The sequence below is a fragment of the Rhizobium sp. S152 genome (genome assembly GCF_030380735.1).
Lineage (GTDB): Bacteria > Pseudomonadota > Alphaproteobacteria > Rhizobiales > Rhizobiaceae > Rhizobium.
This window is the reverse complement of sequence record NZ_JAUDRZ010000025.1, coordinates 304,132-328,996: the sequence shown is the minus strand read 5'-3', so window position 1 is coordinate 328,996 and position 24,865 is coordinate 304,132. Positions and strand designations below refer to the sequence as shown.

The 24,865-nt window shown below is 59.7% G+C and carries 18 protein-coding genes and 2 pseudogenes; 17 read left to right on the top strand and 3 right to left on the bottom strand.

Going from position 1 to position 24,865, the window contains the following annotated elements:
* Nucleotides 1–11: 11 nt before the first annotated feature.
* The 17 genes and pseudogenes from QTL95_RS18180 (at nucleotide 12) to cyoD (ending at nucleotide 19,541) form a co-directional block, all read left to right on the top strand.
* Nucleotides 12–992, top strand: coding sequence for an HlyD family secretion protein (locus QTL95_RS18180; protein ID WP_289721317.1), 981 nt, complete (start codon nucleotides 12–14; stop codon nucleotides 990–992).
* 1 nt (nucleotide 993) lies between these two features.
* Nucleotides 994–2,208: an ABC transporter permease gene (locus tag QTL95_RS18175; protein ID WP_289721316.1), complete on the top strand. Its 1,215-nt coding sequence runs from the start codon at nucleotides 994–996 to the stop codon at nucleotides 2,206–2,208.
* Nucleotides 2,205–3,365: an ABC transporter permease gene (locus tag QTL95_RS18170; protein WP_289721315.1), complete on the top strand. Its 1,161-nt coding sequence runs from the start codon at nucleotides 2,205–2,207 to the stop codon at nucleotides 3,363–3,365. Before QTL95_RS18175 ends, QTL95_RS18170 begins: the two co-directional genes overlap by 4 nt.
* Nucleotides 3,352–4,587 (top strand): annotated as a pseudogene (locus tag QTL95_RS18165) (NAD(P)/FAD-dependent oxidoreductase); the annotation flags it as partial. The gene QTL95_RS18170 and the pseudogene QTL95_RS18165, both read left to right, overlap by 14 nt.
* A gap of 225 nt (nucleotides 4,588–4,812) precedes the next feature.
* Nucleotides 4,813–6,285, top strand: a complete 1,473-nt coding sequence (locus QTL95_RS18160) for a mechanosensitive ion channel family protein (protein WP_289721313.1) — start codon at nucleotides 4,813–4,815, stop codon at nucleotides 6,283–6,285.
* A 14-nt stretch (nucleotides 6,286–6,299) separates the two neighbouring features.
* Nucleotides 6,300–6,743 (top strand): DoxX family protein, encoded by a 444-nt coding sequence (locus tag QTL95_RS18155; RefSeq protein ID WP_289721312.1) that lies wholly within the window; start codon nucleotides 6,300–6,302, stop codon nucleotides 6,741–6,743.
* A gap of 417 nt (nucleotides 6,744–7,160) precedes the next feature.
* The gene (locus QTL95_RS18150; RefSeq protein ID WP_289721311.1) at nucleotides 7,161–8,375 is read left to right on the top strand and encodes an acyl-CoA dehydrogenase family protein; all 1,215 of its coding nucleotides are present in this window, start codon (nucleotides 7,161–7,163) and stop codon (nucleotides 8,373–8,375) included.
* A gap of 63 nt (nucleotides 8,376–8,438) precedes the next feature.
* Complete coding sequence (locus tag QTL95_RS18145) at nucleotides 8,439–9,242, top strand: enoyl-CoA hydratase-related protein (protein ID WP_289721310.1); 804 nt, start codon at nucleotides 8,439–8,441, stop codon at nucleotides 9,240–9,242.
* Nucleotides 9,243–9,278: 36 nt separating this feature from the next.
* Entirely contained in the window at nucleotides 9,279–10,505 is a 1,227-nt protein-coding gene (locus QTL95_RS18140; protein ID WP_289721309.1) for a CaiB/BaiF CoA transferase family protein, read from the top strand.
* Nucleotides 10,506–10,531: 26 nt separating this feature from the next.
* Nucleotides 10,532–11,335 carry an enoyl-CoA hydratase gene (locus tag QTL95_RS18135; RefSeq protein WP_336622285.1) on the top strand — a complete coding sequence of 268 codons (804 nt, stop codon included), beginning with the start codon at nucleotides 10,532–10,534 and terminating at the stop codon, nucleotides 11,333–11,335.
* Nucleotides 11,336–11,413: 78 nt separating this feature from the next.
* Complete coding sequence (locus QTL95_RS18130) at nucleotides 11,414–12,346, top strand: 3-hydroxyacyl-CoA dehydrogenase (RefSeq protein ID WP_289721308.1); 933 nt, start codon at nucleotides 11,414–11,416, stop codon at nucleotides 12,344–12,346.
* Between the two features lie 2 nt (nucleotides 12,347–12,348).
* Nucleotides 12,349–13,299: a 3-hydroxyacyl-CoA dehydrogenase NAD-binding domain-containing protein gene (locus tag QTL95_RS18125; protein WP_289721307.1), complete on the top strand. Its 951-nt coding sequence runs from the start codon at nucleotides 12,349–12,351 to the stop codon at nucleotides 13,297–13,299.
* Between the two features lie 124 nt (nucleotides 13,300–13,423).
* Nucleotides 13,424–15,076, top strand: a complete 1,653-nt coding sequence (locus QTL95_RS18120; protein ID WP_289721306.1) for a fatty acid--CoA ligase — start codon at nucleotides 13,424–13,426, stop codon at nucleotides 15,074–15,076.
* A 402-nt stretch (nucleotides 15,077–15,478) separates the two neighbouring features.
* Nucleotides 15,479–16,483, top strand: coding sequence for a ubiquinol oxidase subunit II (gene cyoA, locus QTL95_RS18115; protein ID WP_289721305.1), 1,005 nt, complete (start codon nucleotides 15,479–15,481; stop codon nucleotides 16,481–16,483).
* Nucleotides 16,484–16,488: 5 nt separating this feature from the next.
* Nucleotides 16,489–18,468, top strand: a pseudogene (gene cyoB / locus QTL95_RS18110) (cytochrome o ubiquinol oxidase subunit I); the annotation flags it as partial.
* A gap of 9 nt (nucleotides 18,469–18,477) precedes the next feature.
* On the top strand, nucleotides 18,478–19,164 hold the full coding sequence (cyoC, locus tag QTL95_RS18105) for a cytochrome o ubiquinol oxidase subunit III (RefSeq protein WP_289721518.1): 687 nt from the start codon (nucleotides 18,478–18,480) through the stop codon (nucleotides 19,162–19,164).
* On the top strand, nucleotides 19,161–19,541 hold the full coding sequence (gene cyoD / locus QTL95_RS18100) for a cytochrome o ubiquinol oxidase subunit IV (RefSeq protein ID WP_289721304.1): 381 nt from the start codon (nucleotides 19,161–19,163) through the stop codon (nucleotides 19,539–19,541). The genes cyoC and cyoD overlap by 4 nt, the downstream gene beginning before the upstream one ends.
* A gap of 120 nt (nucleotides 19,542–19,661) precedes the next feature.
* Here the strand turns inward: cyoD and QTL95_RS18095 are convergent, their stop codons facing one another.
* From QTL95_RS18095 to QTL95_RS18085, 3 genes are all read right to left on the bottom strand, one after another.
* Nucleotides 19,662–20,654: an AraC family transcriptional regulator gene (locus tag QTL95_RS18095; RefSeq protein WP_289721303.1), complete on the bottom strand. Its 993-nt coding sequence runs from the start codon at nucleotides 20,652–20,654 to the stop codon at nucleotides 19,662–19,664.
* A gap of 157 nt (nucleotides 20,655–20,811) precedes the next feature.
* Entirely contained in the window at nucleotides 20,812–23,142 is a 2,331-nt protein-coding gene (locus QTL95_RS18090) for an FdhF/YdeP family oxidoreductase (protein ID WP_289721517.1), read from the bottom strand.
* A gap of 47 nt (nucleotides 23,143–23,189) precedes the next feature.
* Nucleotides 23,190–24,821 (bottom strand): Na+/H+ antiporter, encoded by a 1,632-nt coding sequence (locus QTL95_RS18085; RefSeq protein WP_289721302.1) that lies wholly within the window; start codon nucleotides 24,819–24,821, stop codon nucleotides 23,190–23,192.
* Between the last annotated feature and the right edge of the window lie 44 nt (nucleotides 24,822–24,865).

Here is a 24,865-nt window from a genome sequence, read left to right as displayed (position 1 = left end):
AGGGCGGAACTATGGGACGTGTTCTTCGACTGCTGATCGCGCTTGCATGCCTCGGCGCGCTCGGCGTGCTGCTCTGGTTCGCGACCCTTCCGCCGCCGCTGGTTGTCCAGGGTGAAGTTTCGACAGATCGCGTCGATATCAGCCCGCGCGTCTCGGGCCGTATCCGTGTCTTAAATGCCGATGTGGGTGACACCGTCAAGAAGGACGAGACGATCGCCGAGCTCGAAAGTCCGCAGCTCGTTTCCGCCATGCACTCTACAGAAGCGGCTCTTGGTGTTGCGCAGGCTGATCTGGTGAGGGTCAATAGCACCCGGCCGGAGACCATCGCGGCCCGCCAGGCCGAAGTCGACGCTGCGCAGGCCGACGTCGTCCTCTATCAGACCAACCAGCAGCGACAGGAGCGGCTCTTCAGTTCGGCGGCCGCAGCGCAGGCGACCGTCGACGAATCCAGGCGCAATCTGGAGGCCGCGATCCGCAAGCGCGAGGCTGCCCAGGCCAACCTCGAGCTTGCCGTGTCGGGTGCCAGCAAGGAGGAAAAGGCACTTGCCGCCTCCAAGGTCGATCAGGCCCGGGCGACGCTAGACCAGCAGAAGACCGACATCGCAGAGCTGACGATACGCGCGCCGATCGACGGACAGGTCACGACCCGTGTCGCCGAGCTTGGCGAGAACTTCAGCCCGGGAGCGCCGCTGTTTTCACTAATCGACATCGCGCATCCGTGGTTCACCTTCAATCTGCGTGAAGATCTCCTCGAAGGGCTGAAGATCGGCGACACGTTTGCGGTCACCGTCCCGGCGCTTGGCAATATGCTTGTCGATGTGAAAGTGACCGTCATCAACGCCCAGGGACAATACGCGACGTGGCGCGCGACACGCGCCACCGGAGACTTCGACCTCCGGACATTCGAGGTTCGCGCCGAGCCGGTAGCGCCCGTCGAAGGATTGCGTCCCGGAATGAGTGCCATCGCCTCATGGAAGAAGGGAGGCCGTTGAGATGCCCGGCGCTCGCGGCATCAGGCCGGGTTTTTCCCTCGTTTTCCTGAGAGAGGCCGCGCAATTTCGCAAGCGGCCCTTTCTGCCGTTCCTGACGGTGCTTCTGCCGCTGATGCTGATGGGCGTACTGTCGATCGTCTTCAGCCAAGGGCTGGCAACGCGGCTACCCATCGCTGTCCTGAATCTCGACGGAAGCGACCTGTCGCGCACCATCATCCGCACGGTCGATGCGACCCCGGACGCCGCTGTGGTGATGCAGGTGAGTGACCTCGGCGAAGGCCGTCGGTTGATCCTGTCGGGAAAGGTTCACGGCCTGCTGATGATACCGAAAGACCTTGAACGCGACGTCTTTGCGGGCCGTAGGCCGGAGGTGGTCTTCTTCTACAACACACAGCGGATGACGGCCGGCAATCTGACGTTGCGGGGCGTAAATGCGGCGCTTGCCGGTGTCGAGGCGGGCATTCGCTTGTCGCTCAGAACGGCGCGCGGACAACCTGCCGACATCGCGCAGTCGTCGCTCGCGCCGATTCCCGTCCAGATCAATCCGCTGTTCAATCCAACCCTGAACTACACCCACTTTCTCCTGACGGCACTGCTTCCGGCAATCCTGCAGACGGTCGTCGTGACGACCATGGCCTACTCGATCGGACGGGACGCGGAGACACGTCATCGCCTTCGCGTACTGCGACGTCTCGGTGGCGGCCTGTGGCCGGCGATGATTGCCAAGATGCTTCCTTACACCCTGGTGTTTCTCTTCGTCCTGGGCGTCGCCGACGCTCTGCTCTTGGTCCACTTCGGGCTACCCCTTCGCGGCGACCGGCTCCTTCTGCTTGCTGCGGGGATATTGTTCATTCTCGCCAACCAGTTCTTCGGCGCGCTAATCGGGCTTGTCCTCAAGCCCATGCAGAGCGCGGTCAGCATAGCGACTCTCATCACTGCACCCGCCTTCGGATTCATGGGCATCGGCTTTCCACGGATCGGCATGAACGCCTTCGCCTATCATTGGGGGCAAATCCTGCCGGGCACTTGGTATTTGATGGCGCGCATCGACCAAACGGTTCGGGGCACGCCGCTTGATCTCTCCGTCCGTCCGATCGCGGTCCTGCTCTTCATGGCGATCTTCTTTGCGTCGATGACGGCCCTGCGTCTGGAGACAATCGGCAGGCGTGCCGATCGCGCAAAGCGTGTCGCCGTACCTACGGAGGCGATCGCATGAGTGGGTTGCTCTACGTCTTCCGCCACGAGCTCCGGCGCATCTTCACGCTACGGCCCGTGTTCTCGGTCATGGTGCTGGCGATTGTCCTCTATTCGGTCTTCTACCCGCAGCCCTACCGCACGGAAGCGCTCCGGGACGTGCCGATCGCAGTGGTCGATCTGGATGGCACCGACATGAGCCGCCAGTTCGCCCGGCGGCTGGATGCAAGCGCGGACGTGTCGATCGGCGCAGTCCTTCCGGATCAGGCCTCGGCGGAAAGAGAAGTCTTTGCCCGAAACGTCTACGGTATTCTGGTCATTCCCCAGTACTTCGAGCGCGATCTGCTTCATGGAAGAGCCGCTCCGGTCGCGCTCTATGGCGATGCGAGCTACTTCCTGATCAATTCCCGCGTTCCCGGTGCTGTAAATGCGCTGGCAAAGACGGTGGGGGCGGAAGTCGAGACCGGCAGGCTGATTGCCGCCTCCGTCGATCCGGCGATCGCGGCCGCCGCGCCCGATCCGATGCCGACGACGGCGATCCCACTGTTCAATCCGCAAGGCGGCTACGCCACCTATATCCTGCCCGCCGCATTCGTCCTCATCCTCCAGCAGACGCTGCTGATCGGCGTCGGCCTGCTCGGAACATATCCCGACCCGGATCAGGGCCAGCTTGTCGCAAGGGCTGGCGCCATGGTCAGGGTCGGCGGCAGGCTGGTCGCCTACCTTGTATTGGAATCACTGGTCTTTTCCTACTACCTGATCATCCTTCCTTATCTCTACGGCATTCCGCGGCTCGGCCCTCCGGGCGCCATCTTCCTGGTGGCGCTTCCGTTCGTCCTGGCGGTGGCTGGACTTGGAATGGTCGTCGCCCGGCTTTTTCGCAGCCCAATCGTGGTGCAGCTCGTCTCGGCAGCGATCGGGATGCCGTTTCTGTTTCTCTCGGGGTTTTCCTGGCCGGGCGATGCCATTCCTGAACCGCTCAGATCGATTGCGCTTGTCGTTCCGAGCACCAGCGCGATCAACGCGCTCGTCAATGTCGGACAGCTTGGCGCCGAGCTAACGGACGTACGGTCGCAAGTTCTGAGCCTGGGGGTTCTTGCGACCACCTATGTCATGCTCGCGATCGCCCTCGAGGCACTTGCAACTTGGAACAGGAGAGCACCAGATGACCGCCCATAGGATCGTCGTTGTCGGGGCAGGCTTTGGCGGCACAACACTCGTGAATTCGCTCAGAGGTACGGGTGCTGAGATAACGCTAATCGATCGTCGCAACCATCACCTGTTCCAGCCGCTGCTCTATCAAGTCGCGACCGCCATCCTCTCGCCTGCCGACATAGCCTGGCCTATTCGTCGGTTGTTTCGTGATCGGAGCGACGTGACGACGGTCATGGGCGAGGTCGTCGGATTGGACAAGATCGCAAAAACCGTTCTGATGGCGGGGGGCGACAGCGTTCCGTATGACATGCTAGTGATCGCGACCGGGGCGACGCATGCCTATTTCGGTCACGACGACTGGGCTGGCAACGCTCCGGGATTGAAGACCGTGGAGGACGCGGTCAATATCCGGAGACGTATCCTCTCTGCCTTCGAGCAGGCGGAGATCGAACGAGACCCCGATCGGCGCAAGGCGCTCATGACGTTCGCAGTGATCGGTGGCGGCCCGACGGGCGTCGAACTTGCAGGCATGATCGCCGAGATCAGAAACGGCCCGATTGCGCGGGAGTTCCGAAACATCGACATCAGGAATGCCAGGGTGCTGTTGCTCGAAGCCGGGGCACGGCTACTCGGAACCTTCCGCGAATCCCTTAGCAACTATGCGAGAAGAGCCCTCGATCATCGCGGTGTAGAAGTGTTGACTGGAGAGCCGGTGACAGGATGCGAGACCGATCGCATCGCCGTCGGCAAGCGGATCATCCCATGTTGCACCGTGCTGTGGGCTGCCGGCGTGAAGGCTTCGAAGGCCGCCGAATGGCTGGGCGCCCCGGCCGACAAGGCGGGCAGGATTGCCGTCAGCGACAAACTGGAAGTGCCGGGATGGCCCGGTGTGTTTGCGATCGGCGACACAACGACGTGCAAGCGAGCGGATGGCCGTCCGGTGCCCGGAGTGGCACCCGCGGCGAAACAACAGGGAAAATTCGTCGCTCGGCTGATCCGCGACAGGCTTGCCGGAAAGCCGGAGTCAAAGCCCTTTGTCTATAGGGACCAGGGAAGCCTGGCGACGATCGGCAAACGCGCGGCCGTGATAGACTTCGTCTGGATCACGATGACGGGATGGCTTGCCTGGTGGATGTGGGGCGCAGTGCACATCCTGTTTCTCATCGGGTCGCGAAGCCGATTTTCAGTCGCCTGGGGCTGGCTGTGGGTCCACGTGAGGGGCCAGCGAAACGCTAGATTGATTACGTTGATGTCTCCCGCCTGGGAATCTGCAACTCCGATGTCTCACCAGTCGAATTTGAGGGCCGGATTGCCTCAGCTCTTGCCGAGTGACCCGAGCGACCAGCGCCACGTTTGAACAGGTCTGCAGCAATGGACGGCGGCCCGGATTTCTGCGGCTGATGCACTTTTAAAGAGGGAGGCCGGGTGCAGGAACGGCTTGCTCAGCTTCAAATCGTCGGAGGTTTCGACCATGGATCTCGCAAGCAACGCCGCCATCCAACTTCTCCTACTGGCAATTGTCTTCGGTTTGACAAACTGGGTTGTCTTTCGGAACAGCCGCAATCTTCGCCTGCTGAACAGGATTGCACTTTTCGTCCTGCTGAGCGCCCTCCTGTATGTGAACAACGACGCGCCATTCACTCCGGCGGCAATCGGCTCTGACAAGGTCGATGGCATCTCTCTTTCGATCGCCAAGGCGGCGTGGTGGCTTGTAGGGTCGGCCTGCCTGGTCGGTTTCGTCAGAATTTTCCTGATATTCGAGCGGCAGCCGCGAGAGGCGCGGCTCCTTCAGGATCTCGTGGTGGCGGTCATCTATGTCGGCGCCTTCCTTTCGATCATTTCCTACGTCTTCAGCGTCCCTGTCGGCACCCTGGTGGCAACGTCGGGCGTCTTCGCGATCATCCTCGGCCTGGCGCTCCAGAACACGCTCAGCGACGTCTTCTCCGGGATCGCGCTCAATCTCGGCCGCCCCTATACCGTGGGAGACTGGATCGCGCTCGAAGATGGAGGTGAGGGCAGGGTGGTGGAAACCAATTGGCGCGCAACGCATCTACTCAACGGTGACAACGATTTGGTGACGATACCGAACAGCTCCCTGGCGAAATCGAAGCTCGTCAATCGCAGCAAGCCGGACACATCACATGCCGCATCGGTGAAGGTGAGGCTCGCGCTCACCACTACGCCGGGCGCGGCTGTCGAGCTTATGGAGACAGCCCTCAGGGGTGCAAACAACATACTCCGGTTTCCGTCTCCGTCTGTGAAGGTGGCCTCCATCGACGCCCAGGGGATCGAGCTCGAGCTCAAGTACCGCCTGTCAACCCTTGACGCCTCGACCTCGGCGCAGAACGAGGTGTTCGACCTCGCGTACAGGCATGCCAAGGCGGCGGGGGTAACGCTCGCGGACGCGCCGGGCGCTCCGGCACGCGCCGAACGGACTGCAGATCCACAAGCGCCCCATCCTGGCACAGCATGGCGTCTTCTGAACGCGCTCCCGCTTCTGGAATCTCTTACCGACGATGAGAAGGAAGTCTTGAGTGAAGCCATGGTGCGCCGCGCCTTCAGGAAAGGAGAGGTCATTGCCCGCCAGGGAGAGGTTCTGAGCTCAATCCTCATCCTGCGCTCCGGGATCGTCACCATCGACCATGACGGAACGGAACTATTGACGCTGTCACCCGGAGACTGGTTCGGCGAGGGCGGACTGCTGACCGGACTGGCCGAGACAGGCACCAGCACGGCGCTCACGCCGGTCGTGGCCTTTGAGATCGCTCAGTCGCACATCGCCTCTATCCTGACAGAACGGCCTTCGATCGCAGACGAACTCAGCGCGGTATTGGCGAAGCGGCTTGATACGGAACGGAAGCTGCTCGCGCCTGACAGCGCACACAAGCCGGCTCTTACGCTGGCACACAGAATTCGGGAACTCTTCAATCTGCCGAACAGATAATTGGGAGAAACGAAATGAGGCTTCCGTCCGTCGTCAATATTCTATGCAAGACCGTGACCAGCCATCCTGCGAGACGTATTGCATTGATCCTGCTATGCGCCCCATACCTTACAAGCGGCGTCCACAAGCTCGTCGATTTCGACGCCGGAATTGCCGAAATGGCCAACTATGGACTAACCCCGTCCGCTCCTTACGCCGCCGTCACGATCGTCATTCAGATCCTGTTCTCGATCCTTGTGATAACCGGGTTTTGCCGATGGCTCGGGGCACTGGGGCTGGCTGCCTTCACCATCGCAGCATCTCTCGTAGCAGATCCCTTCTGGCATACGACATCCGCCCGGTTTTTCGCTGGCCTTCAGGCATTCGTCGAGCACATCGCACTCGCCGGAGGCTTTCTCCTGGTTGCCTGGTATGCCCTGCACAAATACCGCAACCGGGGTCGTGACGACTGGGAGTGAGTTTCGGCTCTGAAGTCGGTCGACGTCTTGCTTTGCGGAATGAGATATTAATCTCGGTGCTGGTGAGCCTCCAATGATGCTTGCCCGGCATCTGTCATGCGGTGCGATCTGAAGCCCGTATCTTTGTAGTTAAAACCTTCCTGCGAAACCTTCATGCGCGAGCCATACTGCCGGAAAAGTGCTTGCCCGGCTTCGATTTCCAACCGTCAGTTCTTCCTGCCGGATCTATCGTGATTTATCTATTATACAGTGAAACTAGCTGCTTAAATTTGTGGCGTGCCCCGCGAATGCTGCGGCGCGGCGAATGTTAAGCAATAAGATTCCATCCATCGCAACTCTCTCCAATATACCAATGCAGCTCGACGCTATCATGCCGCGTGCCTCTGAACGTAGGTCGGATTTTGAGCAGGAGAGGAAATGGAATTTGCATCCGTCGAGAATACACTATCGAAGGCGTTGCCTGCGCCAAATAGCGACTTCTATCAACTCGTTGACCTCCTGAACGCCGACGAAGCCGCGCTGGTAAAGAAGGTGCGGGCCTACATGGAAACCGAGGTCCAGCCGATCATCAACAAGTACTGGTCCCGGGATGCCTTTCCTTTCGAACTGCTGGCGTCGTTCAAGGAGCTGGGTATCGGCGGCCTCGGCTACGAAGGCTATGGCTGCGCTGGCGGCAGCCAGAAGCTGTTCGGCTTCGTCGCCATGGAATTGGCCCGCGTCGATGCTTCGTTCTGCACCTTCTTCGGCGTCCATAGCGGCCTGGCGATGGGCTCGATCTTTCTCGATGGCTCCGAAGAGCAGAGGCAGAAATGGCTGCCGCAAATGGCGCGCTTCGAAAAGATCGGCTGCTTCGGGCTGACGGAGCCGACGGTCGGTTCTGGTGCCAGCGGTGGGCTGACAACGACGGCTAAGCGCGAGGGCGACACTTGGTTGCTCAACGGCCAGAAGCGTTGGATCGGCAACGCTACTTGGTGTGACATCTCGATCATCTGGGCGCGCGACGTCGCCGACAACCAGGTCAAGGGTTTCATCGTCGAAAACAAAAGCACGCCGGGCTTCAGCGTCGAGAAGATCGAGAACAAGATCGCGCTCAAGGTGGTCCAAAACGGTCAGATCACGCTGAAGAATGTGTCCGTGCCGGAAGAAAACCGCCTCCAGGGCGGCAATTCGTTCCGCGACACCGCGCGCGTCCTCAGGATGACGCGCTACATGGTCGGCTGGGCATCGACGGGCGTGCAGATGGGTGCGTTCGAGGCGACCCTGAAGTATACGCAGGAGCGGCTGCAATTCGGCAAGCCGATTGCATCCTTCCAGATGGTGCAGGACATCCTCGCCAAGATGCTGGCCAACGTCACGGCCTGCCAATGCTTGATGTTGCGCCTCGCGCAGATGGACGACGAAGGCAAGCTCGCCGACCATCACGCCTCGCTTGCGAAGGCCTTCTGCACTTCGAAATCGCGTGAAACGGTCGCATGGGGCCGTGAACTTCTGGGGGGCAACGGGATCGTTGCCGACTACAACGTCGGACGCTTCTTTGCCGACGCCGAAGCGCTGTACTCGTACGAAGGTACTTATCAGATGCAGAATCTGATCGTCGGCAAAGCGATTACCGGCATCGGCGCATTCGTCTGAGCAACGGCGAGCCAACGTTCCTCCCGCGTGGCGCGCCTCCCTTTTCGTCGGAGAGTTATCATCATGTCTGCAGAAAACGCGGGCCTTGCGCTCGCAAACGTCCTTTATGAAAAGAAGGGCAGCATTGCCTATGTCACCGTCAATCGTCCCGCAGTGCTCAACGCGCTCAACACGTCGACATGGTCGGACCTGCGGGCGGTCTTCGAGGACGCCCGGGACGATGTGGCGATCAGGGGCGTCATCTTGACGGGTGCCGGCGACAAGGCGTTTATCGCCGGCGCCGATATCAGCGAACTCGCGCAAGTGACGGCTTTCGAGGCCGAGCAGTCCAGCCGTTTTGGGCAGAAGGTTCTCGACCTCATCGAGGACCTGGGCAAGCCTGTGGTTGCCGCCGTGAACGGGTTTGCACTGGGCGGCGGCTGTGAGACGGCCATGGCCTGCACGATCCGGATAGCAGTGGGTTCGGCCAGGTTTGGCCAACCGGAAGTCAAGCTCGGGTTAGTGCCGGGCGGTGGAGGAACGCAACGCCTGCCGCGGCTGGTCGGCAAGGGCAGGGCGCTTCATTTGATCCTTTCCGGCGAAATGATCACTGCCGAGGAAGCCTATCGCATCGGCCTGATCAACGAGATAGTTCCCGCGGCCGAGCTGATTTCGCGCGCCGAGGCGATCATCGCGAAGATCGCTGCCAACGCACCCATCGCCGTCAAGCTCGCGCTCGAAGCAGCCAACAAGGGGATGGAGATGAGCCAGGACGACGGCCTGCTGCTTGAGGCATCCTATTTCGGCCTGTGCGCCGCCACCGACGACAAGAAGGAGGGCACGACCGCCTTCCTGGAGAAGCGCGCGCCGCAATTCCGCGGTCGCTAAAATCTCGCCAAAGAGACAATTCGACAAGGACAAGCCATGGCAAGCGATAACATTTTTTCGGGTCTGAAGGTGGTGGATTTCGCCAGCTTCATCGCCGGTCCGGGTGCCGCCGTGATCCTCTCCGACTTCGGCGCTGATGTCATCAAGGTCGAACCGCCGACCGGCGATACCTGGAGGATCGGCTACAAGGTGCCGCCGCAGCCGCGCGCCGAGGATAATTATCCCTGGCATCTCAACAATCGCAATAAGCGTGGCCTGACGCTCAATCTCAAATCGCCCGAGGCCCGGGGCGTCCTCCAGCGCTTGGTCGAATGGGCGGACGTGCTGATCGTCAACACGCCGCATCCGGCCCGCGAAAAACTGCAACTCGGCTACGACGACGTCGCAGCCTGGAATCCGCGGCTCATCTATGCCGACGTCACCGGCTATGGTGATAGCGGACCCGATGCGCAGCTTCCCGGATTCGATATCACCGCCTATTGGGCGCGCAGCGGCCTGTTATCTCTGACACGCGATGCCGGCGCGCCACCGACGCTGCCGGTTTCGGGCAGTGGCGATCACGCCACCGCTGTCAGTCTCTACTCAGCGATCGTCACAGCGCTTTATCGGCGGGAGCGCACCGGCAAGGGTTCTTATGTAACTACGTCGCTCCTGGCATGTGGTGTCTGGGCCTGCGCGGTGTCCAATCAGGCGGCGCTCGCGGACGCGGCTTTCTATCCGCTGCACGATCGTGCCAACCCGCCAAACGCCACCTTCAACGTCTACCGCGCGTCGGACAATATCTGGTTCGTCATCGTACTGACGCCCGACAAATGGCCCTTGTTTGCCAACGGTATCGGTCGGGCCGACCTGCTCATCGATCCGCGCTTTGCCGATCCGGCCAAGCAGGCGGCAAACTCCGCCCAACTGACATCGATCCTGGACGAGACATTCGCCGCGCAGCCGATGGCGTATTGGCATGACATCTTCGCGCAGGCTCATCTGACTTTCGGCGTGGTGCATTCACCCTCCGAGGTGGTCAAGGACCCGCAGCTTCGGACAAACGATATTGTCGTTCCGCTAGAAGGCGCCGGCGAACATCTCGACTTCACCGTCAGCAGCCCTCTCAACGTGCACGGCGTTGCCAAAGTGCCGGCCCGACGGGCTCCCGGACTCGGCGAGCACAATGCGGAAATCCTGCGTGAACTTGGCTTCGGACCTGAGGATATCGAGGGACTGCAGGCGAACGGTGCCGTTCCAACTGCTGGCGTACATGTCGCTTAAGCGAATTTCAGCGCGGCATTATTTGGATGGAGAAGACAGTGGTTGACGAAATTATTTCTGAATATTCCGACGGCGTGCTTCGCATCGAATTGAACCGCCCTGAGAAATTGAACGCGATGACGTCGGGCATGTACCTGAAGCTCGCGGATGTCTTCTATAGCGCTGCCAGCGATGACCGCATCCGCGCCGTTCTCTGGCACGGTGCGGGTGATGCCTTCTGCGCCGGTAACGATCTCAAGGATTTTCTGGAGCATCCTCCCGGACCGGGCGTATCTCCGCAGGCAAGGCTGATGGACGCCTTGCTCGATTTCGACAAGCCTTTGGTTGCTGCCGTGCATGGCGTCGCGATCGGAGGCGGGACAACCATGCTGCTGCATTGCGACTTCGTCTATGCGGCGGAGAAAACCAGGTTCCAGACACCCTTCGTCAACCTCGCCGTAGTGCCGGAATTCGGATCCTCGTACCTGTTGCCGTTGTCGATCGGGCATATCCGCGCCAGCGACGTGATCCTGCTGGGATCGCCGTTCGATGTCGGGCGCGCGGTCGAATTGGGCCTGGTCACGCAAGTAGTGCCCGATTACCAAGCCCTGCTCAACATCGCCACCGAAACGGCAAAGCACCTCGCAGCCCAGCCTGCTGGTGCCCTGCAAGCCTCCAAGCGCTTGATGAAGCACCCCTTTGTCGAGCAGACCAGGGCGGCCATGAAGGCCGAGAATGAGGCATTCAGCCTACAGGTCCACTCGCCGGAATCGAAGGAAGCGCTGACAGCCTTCCTGGAAAAGCGGCCAGCGGATTTCAGCAAGATCGGAAAGGCGGCCGTGGCGACGTAAGGCGCTGCCGACAGACCAAGCGTGGCGCGCGCCGCAAGGCCACAGGCGCATGGAAAACGTGATGTGAAAGGAAAAGCTATGGGGCAGGATTCAGCGACGAAGTCGCATTCGGATCAAAAGTGCACGATCGGGCGGCTGTTTGTTCTCGAAGCGAGCGGCGGGCGCATTCATGCAATGAATGCAGACGGCTCCGACAGCAGGGTCATTGTTTCAGAATGCAAAATCCCCGACGGCATCGTCGTTGACGTCCAGGCAGGCCATATCTACTGGACCAATATGGGCGTCCCCGACCGTAACGACGGCACCATCGAACGCGCCGACCTCGATGGCGGCAATCGTACAATCGTCATTGCGGCCGGCGGCACGTTCACGCCAAAGCAGATCCATCTGGAGAAGCGCAGCGGCAAGCTCTATTGGTGCGATCGAGAGGGCATGCGGGTGATGCGGGCCAATCTCGACGGCACGAACATCGAGACACTGGTCAAGACCGGCGACGGCGATGACGACCGGCGTGACGCCACGAAATGGTGCGTCGGAATCACGGTCGATCCTGATCGTGGGCAGATATATTGGACGCAAAAAGGGCCGGACAACGCCAGCGTGGGCCGGATCTTTCGCGCGGCCATGGAAATCCCGGAGGGCGAGGATCCCGCCGGTCGGTCGGATGTCGAGCTCCTGTTCGACAAGCTGCCGGAGCCGATCGACCTTGAACTCGATCTGGAGAACCACGTTCTTTACTGGACCGATCGCGGCAATCCGCCGCTCGGCAATACCGTCAACCGTGCATCAGTCGACGCGCCGAACGGAGATCGGGCGGACATCATCGTCAACGACCTCATGGAAGGCATAGGCATCGCCCTCGATGTTGCGGGCGACCGGATGTTCATCACCGACCTCGCCGGTTCGGTCTATACCGCAAGGCTCGACGGCTCTGGGAAGCGGCCCTTTCTCTTCGCCCAAGGCAATCTTACGGGCATCGCGTACGCTGACATCCCGCTGAAGGAGAAATAATCATGGCTGACGACAAGCAGATCTCTAACGTCGCAATCATTGGCACCGGTGTCATCGGCGCAAGCTGGGCGGCACTATTTTTAGCGAAGGGCCTTGACGTCGTAGCAACGGATATCGCCCCTGGTGCAGAAGAGGCGTTGAGGCACTTCGTGCAGGTGGCATGGCCGGCGCTGGAAAGGTTGGGGATCGTCGCTGGCGCCTCGCCGAGGCGGCTGGTGTTCACGCCGAACATGGAAGAAGCCGTGACGGGGGCCGACCTGGTCCAGGAAAACGGACCTGAACGGATCGATTTCAAGAAGAAGCTCTACGCTCAGCTCGACGAATTGCTGCCTCCCGATGTGATTATCGCCTCGAGTTCGTCCGGGCTGACAATGAGCGAGATCCAGTCGGCATGCGCCCTGCATCCCGAGCGCTGTGTCATTGCCCACCCGTTCAATCCGCCGCATCTGGTGCCGCTGGTGGAGATCGTTGGTGGAACGAAGACTTCAGAGGATACAATTCGCCGCGCTTCAGAATTCTATACGGCGATCGGCAAGCGAACCGTGCGCCTGCACAAGGAAGTGCCGGGGCATGTTGCCAACCGGCTGCAGGCCGCACTCGCTCGCGAGGTCTATCATCTGGTTGACGACGGCGTCGTCAGCGTCGCCGACGTCGACACGGCGCTTTCTTGGGGACCGGGGCTGCGCTGGGGTATCATGGGCCAGGTTATGCTGAACCATCTCGGCGGTGGCCAGGGTGGCATGGAGCACTTCCTGCATCAATTCATCGGGCCGATGACCGCCTGGTGGAAGGTGCTCGGCTCGCCGGAAATGACGCCGGAACTGCAGCAAAAGCTGATCGCTGGCATTCATGCCGAAGTCGGCGCCCGGTCGATCGACGATCTGGCGGCGGAACGCGACGAGGTCCTGCTCGGACTTCTGGAACTGCGCGCCAAGGCCGAAGCGAACACGTAAACAAGTCTCCGGAAAGCGGGAACTGGCTTCGGACTCATTATGGGCGAAAAATAAGGAGCTAAAGCGTGAAGAGCGAACTTCATAGATCGCGACACGCTTTGGCGAGGTGCTTTAGGAAAACGCGATGACCGGGAAATTCACGCAGGCTTCCAGTTCTGCATATCAATATCCACTTCTCGTCAAGCAACTCTGGCACGCGCCCCTGCAACAGGCACCCGATCAGGTGATCGTCTATCGCGACTGTGCGCGCTTCACCTATCGCGAGCTGCGTGAACGCATCGGACGGCTTGCCTCCAGCCTCGCAGGGCTGGGGGTCGCCGCCGGGGACGTCGTCGGCATACTCGACTGGGATAGCCACCGCTACCTGGAAGCCTATTTCGCGGTTCCAATGATGGGCGCGGTGTTGCAGACGGTGAATGTCCGCCTGTCGCCGGACCAGATCGCTTATACGATCAATCATGCGGGCGCGTCGGTGCTCCTCGTTAACGACGACTTCGCGCCGATGCTGGAGGGCATAAGGCAGCACCTGACCCAAGTGAAGACGCTGGTGTCAATGTCGGATCGGGTCGTGCCGCAAACTGGCGGGCTGCCGTTTGCAGGCGCCTACGAGAGCTTGTTGCGCAACCCAGAGCCCGGTTACGACTTCCCGGACTTTGATGAAAATGTACCGGCCACCACCTTTTACACAACAGGAACATCAGGGCAGCCAAAGGGTGTGGTTTTCAGCCATCGGCAACTGGTTCTGCATTCACTCGCTGAAATGGCTTTTCTGGGGACTGCCGCAAAACAGGGGCGATTCTGCCGAGATGATGTCTATATGCCGATGACGCCGATGTTTCACGCGCATGCCTGGGGGCTGCCGTGGACGGCGACGCTGTCCGGTGTAAAACAGGTGTATCCGGGTCGCTACGATCCCGGCTTCCTGCTCAAGCTGATCAAGACCGAAGGCGTGACGTTCACCCATTGCGTGCCAACCCTGCTGCAAAGGCTTCTGGATGCAGCGACCGCCGCAAAGACCGATCTCGCGGGCCTGAAGATGGTGATTGGAGGCTCAGAGCTATCAAACGGTCTCGCGAAGCAGGCGCTCGCGCTCGGAGTCGACGTCTTCGCCGGTTACGGCATGTCCGAAAGTGCGCCACTGCTGTGTATGGCACAAATCCAGTCTGCGGACCTTTCCGGTGATACGGAAAAGGAGGCAGCCATCCGGACGAAAGCCGGCCTCGCTGCACCGCTCGTGGACTTGCGCCTAATAGATGCGGGTGGGAACGAGGTGGCCGCAGACGGAAAGACACGCGGCGAAATCGTCTTGCGCGCGCCCTGGCTCGCGCAAGGATATATAGATAATCCGAAAGCATCCGAAGAACTTTGGTCGGGCGGATATATGCACACTGGCGACATCGGTGTGATCGAGCCAAATGGCTATCTTCGCGTCGTTGATCGGATCAAGGATGTAATCAAGACCGGGGGCGAATGGGTGTCGTCGTTGGAGATAGAAGACTTGCTGTCGCGGTGCGACGGTGTGTCGGACGCAGCGGTTATCGGCGTCAACGACAAGCAATGGGGCGAGCGGCCACTGGCGTTCGTGGTAAAAGACGCCCGGACAGGCGTCGATCTTACGGACACCAAACTGAAAATGCATCTCAAAGGTTTCGCTGACGCCGGCGTAATTTCGAAATACGCGATTCCGGACAAAATCCTATTTGTCGAACAACTCCCCAAGACGAGCGTAGGAAAGGTCAACAAGAAGGAATTACGGGAAAAATACGACAACCGATAGCCGATCCATCAGCCAGTGTCAGCAGCTTGGGTACAAGTGGACCAACACCGCTAAAAATTGCCGCTCGCTCAGCGGCCTAATCTGATAAAACCGATCACCCGTATGCGGCGGAAATACCTGTGGCCCGAGGGCTCTGAACTCCTGATTTCTGAGGACGTTCGGCTCATCACAGCGACAGTTGCGTCGCCTTCCGCCACTCTCTCAGAATCTTTGCAACCGACTCAGCCCGACGGTTTGGTTGCTAGCGCAGCCATATAGCAAGCGAAGACAAATCGAGGCAATAGGCTGCTATCGTTCTGGCTAATAGCTTCGTACGAATTCCTCAGAAGTTCGAATGATTTGCGCCACGATTGCGATCGGCCGGGACGTCCGCATCGCGCTCCCGACGCAGTTCGCATTGGAGTGATCCAGTTGTCCGAAACACCAGTCTCTCAGCCTTTTGCGACGCCCGACGCATCACACGCAATCCGTAAGCAACGGCAGCGCAAGCCTTATCGCGTTGCAGCCGTTGCGAGATCGATCAGGAAAACGGGTCTTGCCACCGTCGTGCTTCAAATCCTCACCGGCTGTTCGGGAGGAGTTATGGATCCGCGCGGGCCCATCGCAGCGGCTCAGCGCGAGATCCTGCTCAACTCCGTAGCAATAATGCTCTGCATCATCATTCCCGTAATTGCGGCGACGCTGCTGGTTGCGTGGTGGTTTCGGGAAACGAACCGCCAGGCTCGATACCTTCCCGATTGGACCTATTCTGGGAAGGTCGAACTCGTCGTATGGGGTATTCCCGCGATGGTCATCATTCTTCTGGGTGGCATCGCTTGGATAGGGAGCCATGAACTGGATCCTGCACGGCCGATCCCGTCCGCCGAGCAGCCCCTCAAGGTCGAAGTGGTCGCCCTCGATTGGAAGTGGCTTTTCATCTATCCGGATCAGGGTTTAGCCAGCGTCAACCGCCTTGTGATCCCGGCCGGCCGCCCCGTCTCGCTCAGGCTGACCTCCGCAAGCGTGATGAACAGCTTCTTCGTGCCGCAGCTCGCGGGGCAGATCTACGCAATGTCGGGCATGACGACTAGCCTTCACTTGCTCGCCGAGCATCAGGGGCAATTCAAGGGTCTGTCCTCGCAGTTCAGCGGCGATGGATTCTCGGGAATGCGGTTCAATGTCGATTCTGTCGAACCGGCCGAATTCGACGGCTGGGTGTCAGTGGTCCGGGCGGGAGGCGGCCTCCTCGACACGGCGAGCTATCAGGAATTGGCGAAGCCGAGCCAGTACGTCGCACCGATGGCGTTCGCGACGGTGGAAGCCAACCTGTTCGAAAGCATCGTGAACACGACGACGGCGGCGATGCAGCAGGATGCCTTCCTGGATCTTTGCAGGGGCAGTGGCCCGATTTCCAATAAGAGGTTTTAAGAATGCTGCTCGGAAGGCTCACGTGGGACGCCATCCCTTTTAACGAACCAATTCCTTTGATCACGTCGTTGGTCATAATCCTCGGCATCGTCGCGATCCTCGGTACGATCACATTGAAAGGCCTATGGCCGTACCTGTGGAAAGAGTGGATCACGTCTGTGGACCACAAGCGTATCGGCGTCATGTACTGTCTCCTGGGACTTGTCATGCTCCTTCGCGGCTTTTCCGACGCAATCCTGATGCGTTCACATCTCGCGTTCGCCGCAGGCAGCGGACAAGGGTATCTCCCTCCCGATCACTACAATCAGATATTCTCCGCTCACGGCGCAATAATGATCTTCTTCGTCGCGATGCCGCTGGTGATCGGCCTGATGAACTTTATCGTGCCGCTCCAGTTGGGAGTGAGGGACGTCGCGTTCCCGACGCTTAACTCGGTGAGCTTCTGGCTGACAGCGTCGGGGGTGCTGTTGATCAATCTGAGCCTATTTGTCGGCAATTTCGCACGAACAGGGTGGCTGGTATATCCGCCTCTGAGCGAGCTTCAGTTCTCGCCCGACGTCGGTGTGGACTACTATCTCTGGGCTATCCAGATATCCGGGATAGGTACCGTACTTTCCGCCGTCAATCTTGTGACCACGATACTGAAGCTCCGCGCTCCCGGCATGACCTACGGCAGAATGACGGTGTTCTGCTGGACGGCTCTGGCAGCGAATCTTTCCATTCTAGCTGCCTTTCCGGTGCTGACTGCAACGCTCGCGATGCTGACGCTTGACCGCTATCTCGGATTCCACTTCTTCACAAACGACGCCGGCGGGAACGCCATGATGTTTGTGAACCTCATCTGGATCTGGGGGCATCCGGAGGTCTACATCCTGGTATTGCCGTGCTTCGGCATCTACTCGGAAGTCGTCTCGACTTTCTCCAGCAAACCCCTGTTCGGCTATCGCACGATGGTCATCGCGACGATGGCGATTTGTGTGCTGTCCTGCATGGTGTGGCTGCATCATTTTTTCACGATGGGTGCCAGCGCCGACGTCAATGGCTTCTTCGGGGTCATGACCATGATTATCGCGGTCCCGACCGGAGCGAAAATCTTCAACTGGCTCTTCACGATGTATGGCGGTCGCGTTCGCCTTACTGTACCGATGCTTTGGTCGATTGGCTTCATGATCACATTTGTGATCGGCGGGATGACGGGGGTTCTACTTGCCGTTCCACCGGTCGATTTCCAACTTCACAACTCGCTTTTCCTGGTTGCTCACTTCCACAACGTGATCATCGGCGGAGTCGTATTTGGAATCTTTGCCGGGTACACCTACTGGTTTCCAAAAGCCTTCGGATTCAAGCTCCACGATGGGTGGGGCAAGGCAGCATTCTGGTTCTGGATCATCGGGTTCTACCTCGCGTTCATGCCCCTCTATATCCTTGGTCTTATGGGCGCGACGCGGCGTATCCAGCACTACGACGATCTCGGATGGCAGCCATACATGGTCGTGGCGTTCCTTGGCGCAATCTGCATCCTGCTGGGCGTGATCTGTCAGGCGATGCAATTGATCGTTTCCATCCTTCAGCGTCGGAGTCTCAAGGATACGCTTGGCGATCCATGGGACGGCAGGTCGCTCGAATGGGCCACGGCGTCGCCACCACCGTCGTTCAATTTCGCCGTCCTGCCGAATGTCACGGGTGAGGAAGCATATTGGGGGATGAAACAACGCGCCATCGCGCAGCAGAGACTGACGGAGGAGCCAGTCTATGAAGATGTAGAGCTGCCGCGCAACACATCGCTCGGCTTTGCCATGGCTTTCTTTGGCAGCTTTGCAGGCTTCGCGTTGATCTGGCACATATGGTGGGTAGCGATCCTCGCCACTGCGGGGATGCTAGCTGCATTTATTACGTTCGGGTGGCGCCGTGACAACGAGACCATAATCCCGGCCTCCAACGTGGCATGGGTCGATCGCGAACGCAGAGCGGCGCTTTCAGTAGCACTCGCAGAGATGCCCGCGCAGCGGGTAGCACAGGCCAGCTTTCTCAGCAACGCTCACGATCCGCATCGTCTCGGGCATAAGGGGAGTGCCGACGGTAATGCTGCCCTGACATCGCCGTCGGCATTTGGACCTGCGAGCAAGCACATCGTCGCGACTTTCGGCTTCTGGCTGTTTCTCCTGTCGGATATCATCATGTTTTCGGCATTGTTCGCGACCTATGCCGTGCTCGCGCATGCGACGGCCGGCGGACCGTCGGCCTTGCAGTTGCTCGATATCCGTAACGTCGCGATCGAGACGATCGTCCTGGTGCTTTCGAGCTTCACCTGCGGAATAGCGTTGCTGGCGGCGAAACATAAATCGTCGACGGTCGCCCAGGCGTTTCTGGTTGCCACCGGGATTCTCGGTTCGTTGTTTCTCGTCCTTGAAATCCGAGAGTTTGCGCATCTCATTTCTGTGGGCGCCGGTCCCGACCGTTCCGCCTTCCTGTCCGCTTTCTTCGCTCTCGTCGGGTGCCACGGGCTTCACGTGCTGGCGGGCCTGATCTGGCTCGCTACCATGCTGATGCAGATCCGGGCGCGAGGCTTCCGGCCCGAGATCAGCCGCCGCCTGATGTGCTTCAGTCTGTTCTGGCATGCCCTCGACATCATCTGGGTTGCGGTGTTCACCCTTGTGTATCTTTATGGAGTGCTACCATGACCAACCATGACAATACCTCGCCCTCCAACGATCTGGCGCCTGGCGACGAACATGGTAGCTTTATCGCTGGATTGACAACGAACATCGTCGGACTGCTACTCGCACTTCTACTGACTGCCCTATCGTTCTGGGTAGCTCGAAGCGACGTCCTCTGGCCTTCCGGCATTCCGGTCGGATTGGCCGTGCTGGCGATCGCGCAGATCGGTGTTCATCTCGTGTTCTTTCTGCACATAGGCACAGGCCCGGACAGCACCAACAACGTCCTTGCCCTGGCGTTCGGCATTCTGATCGTCTTCCTGATAATGGCCGGCTCGCTCTGGATCATGTCCAACTTGAACGTCAACATGATTCCGATGGATCACATGGTGCAGCCTTAGCCAGACAGGCGAGATGGCCGCGCTGTGCGGCCCCGCCAATCCTTGCCAATGGGAAGCGACGAAAGACTTTTCTCATCGCCGGGAAGGAAATTGAGACGGTGGCGGCGAGGCCCGCGCAGTTCAGTAGCCACTCTTCCTGGTGGTCCGCCGACGACCGTGATTCCGAGAATAGGCAGCGGGCGTGCATCCTACTCGGTTGCGAAACCGCCTGGTGAAGTGGCTCTGGTCGGCGAACCCGGTTATGAGGGCAATTTCCGCAAGCGGGATATCGGTCTCCACGATCAGCGACTGGGCACGACTGATCCTGCTCTGCTCGACGAAATCTATCGGCGTCGTCCCGGTGCTGCGCTTGAAGAGACGAATGAAGTGAAATCGACTGACATTGACCACTCCGGCGAGTTCGGCGAGTCCGATGGACCGGTCAAGATTGCTTTCGATATAGTCCGTCAAACGTGCGATCTCTTGCTTGCCGAGACAGATTTCGGTTTCGCGTTCCACGGCTTCGAATGCATTGTACTTCTTCAGGAGATGGACGGCCAGCGCAGCCGAGAGCGCGTCGGCCATCAGCCTCTGGGCGGGATGCTGGCTCTGCTGCAGCTCGGACAGAAGCATCAGCGTCAGGTGGCCGATCGTTGCGTCGCGCGTCTCGAAGATGTTCCGCAGCTCAACGGCGGAATGCCGCTGCCAATCGCATTCGTCCGCTGCCCTGGCGATGAGCGCGACAGGCACTCTAATACGGGCTGAGAGGCCGGAGTCGCCCTCCCAGCTCGATTCATAACCAGCCGGCATCAAGTACGACATTCCCATTGAGATGGTTGCGCGATGAACCGACCCGTTTCGGATCTGTGTCAGCTTGGACGATCCGGAGGGGCAGAAACAGATGAGATGATGATCGAGGCCGGGATAGCTTTCAGCGACATCGAAATAGGGACGGTGAAGATCAACGGTCACGCCGCCCCATCCGCGGTCGCGGGATGTCGCGACAGGCTGCTGGGGACGGCGATGCAAAATCTCGTCGATAGTTATCAGTGAGCGAGGTTGTTCGAACGGCGGCACCACCAATCCGGCGCCGACGTCAAGCTCAACGTTGTCTTTGCGCACGCTAAAGTTCATTCAAGCGCCCCCTACGCGTTCAACACCCCGGTCAGGAGCTGCGCCTCTCCCGGTCGAGGCGCAGTCTTCGCTCATGCTGGCCGAAGTATACACCATTTTGAAGTTCTAATATGCTGAATCAGGGCAGGCCAACCGGGCCAGGAATTCGTCTGCGCTGTCACTCATCCGCGAAGAGCTGCTGCGACTGATCGGCGGTCCTGCGGACATTGACGTGGACGCCCTTGTAGGCGGGTGTACCCGACTTTCTGTCGTGCTGGCTCAGGGCCACGACAACATTGAGTTCGGGATAGTACCCGGCGATGGCGCCTACCGGTATGTCGTATTCCACGGCAGTGAACGATCGCGCGACACGTTCGATCCCATCCCAGTCGTCGGTATCACCCGCGGCAATGACGTCGATCTTGTCGCCTTCCTCCAAGCCTCTGCTTTCAAGGTCCCGGCGATTCATGAAAATGATGTCGCGCCGCCCGAACACGCCTCGGTAGCGGTCGTCGACGCTGTAGACCGTCGTGTTGTATTGGTCGTGGCTGCGGATAGTCATGAGCATCAATGCTTCGGGATCCCGGAGAGCAGGGTCCTCGTCCAAGCCGGTAGAAACAAGGAAGTTTGCCCTGCCGTTTGCGGTGTTCCATCGGCGTTCCGACGCTGCGACGGTCAGCCTGAAGCCGCCTCTGGCGCGGACGCGCTGATTGAAATCCTTGAAGTCCGGAAACACGACCTCGATCTTTTCACGTATCAGGTCGTAGTTTCCAACCATCCCGTCCCAATCGATGCCATAGCGATCTCCCAAGGTGGCCTTGGCTATCCCAGCGATGATCGACGGCTCTGAACGAAGCTGCGGACTAGGGGGCCTCAGGAAGCCCCGCGAAGCGTGGACCATCGACATGGAATCCTCGACGGTAATCGACTGCTGCCCTGAGGCTTGGATATCGACGTCAGTTCTGCCGAGTACAGGGAGTACGATCGTCTTCTTCGCCGTGAGCAAATGTGTACGATTGAGCTTGGTCGCGAGATGAACGGAAAGATCCAGCTTCCTGATTGCGGGATAGGTGGCGTCCGGATCTGCCATCGCAACCGCGAAGTTTCCTCCGAGACACATCAATGCCTTCGAGCGCCCGTCTATGATTGCCTCCATCGTCTCGACGGCGTTGTGGCCTCTGGCGCTTGGCGGTCGGAAGCCGAAAGCCCGCTCAATTCCATCAAGGAGCGCCTGGTTCGGTACCTCCGTAATGCCGACCGTCCTGTCCCCCTGGACATTCGAATGTCCACGGATCGGCGCAATTCCCGCGCCTTGTCGTCCCATGTTGCCCCTCAACAGGAGCAGGTTTGCAAGCTGTTGGACGTTGCCGGTCCCATTGCGATGCTGCGTCAGGCCCATGCCATAGCAAGCAATGACATTGGACGCCGCGAGATAGACATCCACTGCGCTTTCAATTGCTGACTTTGCCAGCCCGGATACCGTCAGGATGGTTTCCCATTCGGATGCCTCGATATCGCGCCGCAGATCGTCGAAACCGGACGTATGCTCTGCGATGAACGCGCGATCGAGAAACCCTTCGCCGCCCGCGTCGATGTCGGCGGCGTCGCGTTCGAGGATCAGCTTCATCATTCCCTTGAGCACTGCGAGATCGCCGCCAGCCCTGACCTGATGGTATGCCGATGCTATGTTGGTGGATGAGAAAGTCGCCATTTCAATAGGGTTCTGGGGTGCTGCGAACCGCTCGAGCGCACGCTCCTTTAGTGGATTGAAAACGACGATCGGCGTCCCCCGCCGAGCTGCGTCATGAAGCGTGGTCATCATTCGGGGATGGTTGGTGCCGGGGTTATGGCCGAAGCTGAAGATCGCGTCGGCATGATCGAAGTCCTCCAGCGTCACCGTTCCCTTTCCAACGCCGATGGACTCCGGCAATCCGACGCTGGTCGCCTCGTGACACATGTTCGAGCAGTCCGGAAAGTTGTTTGTCCCATACGCGCGGACGAAGAGCTGATAAAGAAAGGCAGCTTCGTTGGAAGCCCTGCCGGACGTATAGAATTCGGCCATGTTAGGGTCCGGAAGGGTTTGGAGCGCATCGCCGATGAGCACGAACGCCTCATCCCATCCGATTTGTCGATAGCGGTCCGTTTCGGCGTCGTAGATCATTGGATCGGTCAGTCGCCCTTGGTCTTCCAGCCTGTAGTCCGACCATTCCCACAGCTCCGATACCGCATGCTCCTCGAAGAATTCGGGCGTCACGCGCCGGGCTGTGGATTCCCATGTGATGGCCTTGGCGCCATTCTCGCAGAACTCGAACGAAGACGTATGCTTGGGATCGGGCCAGGCACAGCCGGGGCAATCGAATCCTTCCGGCTGGTTCGCCTTAAGAAGCATCGCCGTGCCGTCTGCGACAACTTGCTGGTGCTTCAGAGTTTTCGCTACCGCAAGCAGAGCGCCCCAGCCACCGGCTGGCTCGTTATAGGCTCTAATGCCTTCAGGACGTTTCTTCTTCATTGCTTTACTCACGATTGGGGAGGCAGTTCCGACGTCTGCGTCCGAGTTCAAGAAAGACTGAAACGGGACTCGATGAGGTCCGCTTCGCGGATCAGCCGAGAGGCAAGCTCTTCCGGGAGCCGCTTCGACCGGGCGGCGTTGTATATTTCAGCGCGCTCGGCGCGTATGGCGGCCAGATGGAGTTCGCGTTCGATTTCGCGGATGTCGGGGTCGGCAACGTCGGCCGCATCCGTCCGCGAACCAAGGCGCTGACGATACAGGGCCAGCACCCGCGCGGCGGCGTCGGCGTGCCGTTCTGCGCTGCCGGGATTCTTGGACAGCTCGCTCAGTCTCTGTTCCACGGCAGAAATGGCCGCCTGCGTGGCTGCAGCGCGGGCGCGCACCTCGTCCTGGTCAAGCAGTGGCCTGGGCGAAAGCGTCACGACGTTCATCACACGAGGAAGGCCGACATTGGCCAAGACGAGGGAAAGAACGATGACGCCGGCCGCGAGAAAGATGACGAGATCGCGAGACGGAAACGGGGAACCGTCGTCAAGCGTGATCGGCAATGCGAACGCGCCAGCAAGCGTCACAGCGCCGCGAACGCCTGCGAGTGATGTCGCGGCGACCAGGCGCCAGTTCGGCGCCGCAAAATCGGAGTCGGCCGTTTTTTCCCGGAAGAGTAGGATTCTCAATGTCACCCATGCCCAGGCGGCCCTCAAGAACAGCAGGGCAAGCGATACGGCTACCACGTACACCGCGAGCCAGAAGGTGCCGAAATGGCCAGTCTCTTGCACTGCCTCGGAAGCGCCGGTGACGATAGCTGGCAGTTGCTGACCCAGAACAACGAAGATGGCGCCGTTGCCGGCGAACTGAAGGGCGTCCCATACAGCGGCCCGCTGCAGCCGAGTGATCGGCAGCGCCCGGCCTGACCGCTCCTCCCAGCCCATCACCACGCCTGCGGCGACTGCCGCAAGGATTCCAGAGGCGTCTGCACGCTCCGCCAGCATGTACGCGGCGAAAGGGATCAGCAAACTGATGAGAATCTGCGATCCGGTTTCCTCGCCGAAGCGTCGCGAAACCCAGTCCTTTGCCGTCGTCGCCAGAAGAGCCACCGCAACGCCGACGAAAACTCCGATGGTGGCGATCCAGATGAATGTGATCGACGCTTCCAATATTGAGAACGTGCCGGTTGCGGCAGCGGCGATCGCGAAGCGCATGCAAACGAGCCCGGACGCGTCATTTAGAAGCGACTCCCCTTCGAGAATGTGGATCAGACGCTTTGCAACGGGCACCCGACTGACGATCGCTGACACGGCCACTGCATCCGTAGGCGATATGGCGGAAGCAAGGGCGAAGGCGACCGCGAGCGGCATGGTCGGGATCATCCAGTGAATGAAATAGCCTGCTCCTAGGACCGTGAAGAATACCAGACCGAAAGCGAGTGCGGCGATCGTTCCCTTGTCGTGAAGGAGACCTTCTTTCGGCGTGCGCCAGCCGTCGAGAAACAGCAGAGGGGCTAGTAACAGCAGAAATGTGGGTGGGTCGAGCTGCACGCGAAAGTCGAAAGCGAACGCGGCAGCGGCGCCGAGAAAAATCTGAACAAAGGGAATCGGCAGTGCGACCGGCGACATCTTTGCGAGGATGCTGCTGGCGACGACAAGGGCGATCAGAATGAGGCTGACAGCAATGGCTTCCAAGTGTCTCGGCCTTTCTTTCTATTCTTCATTGCAATCTGACCGCG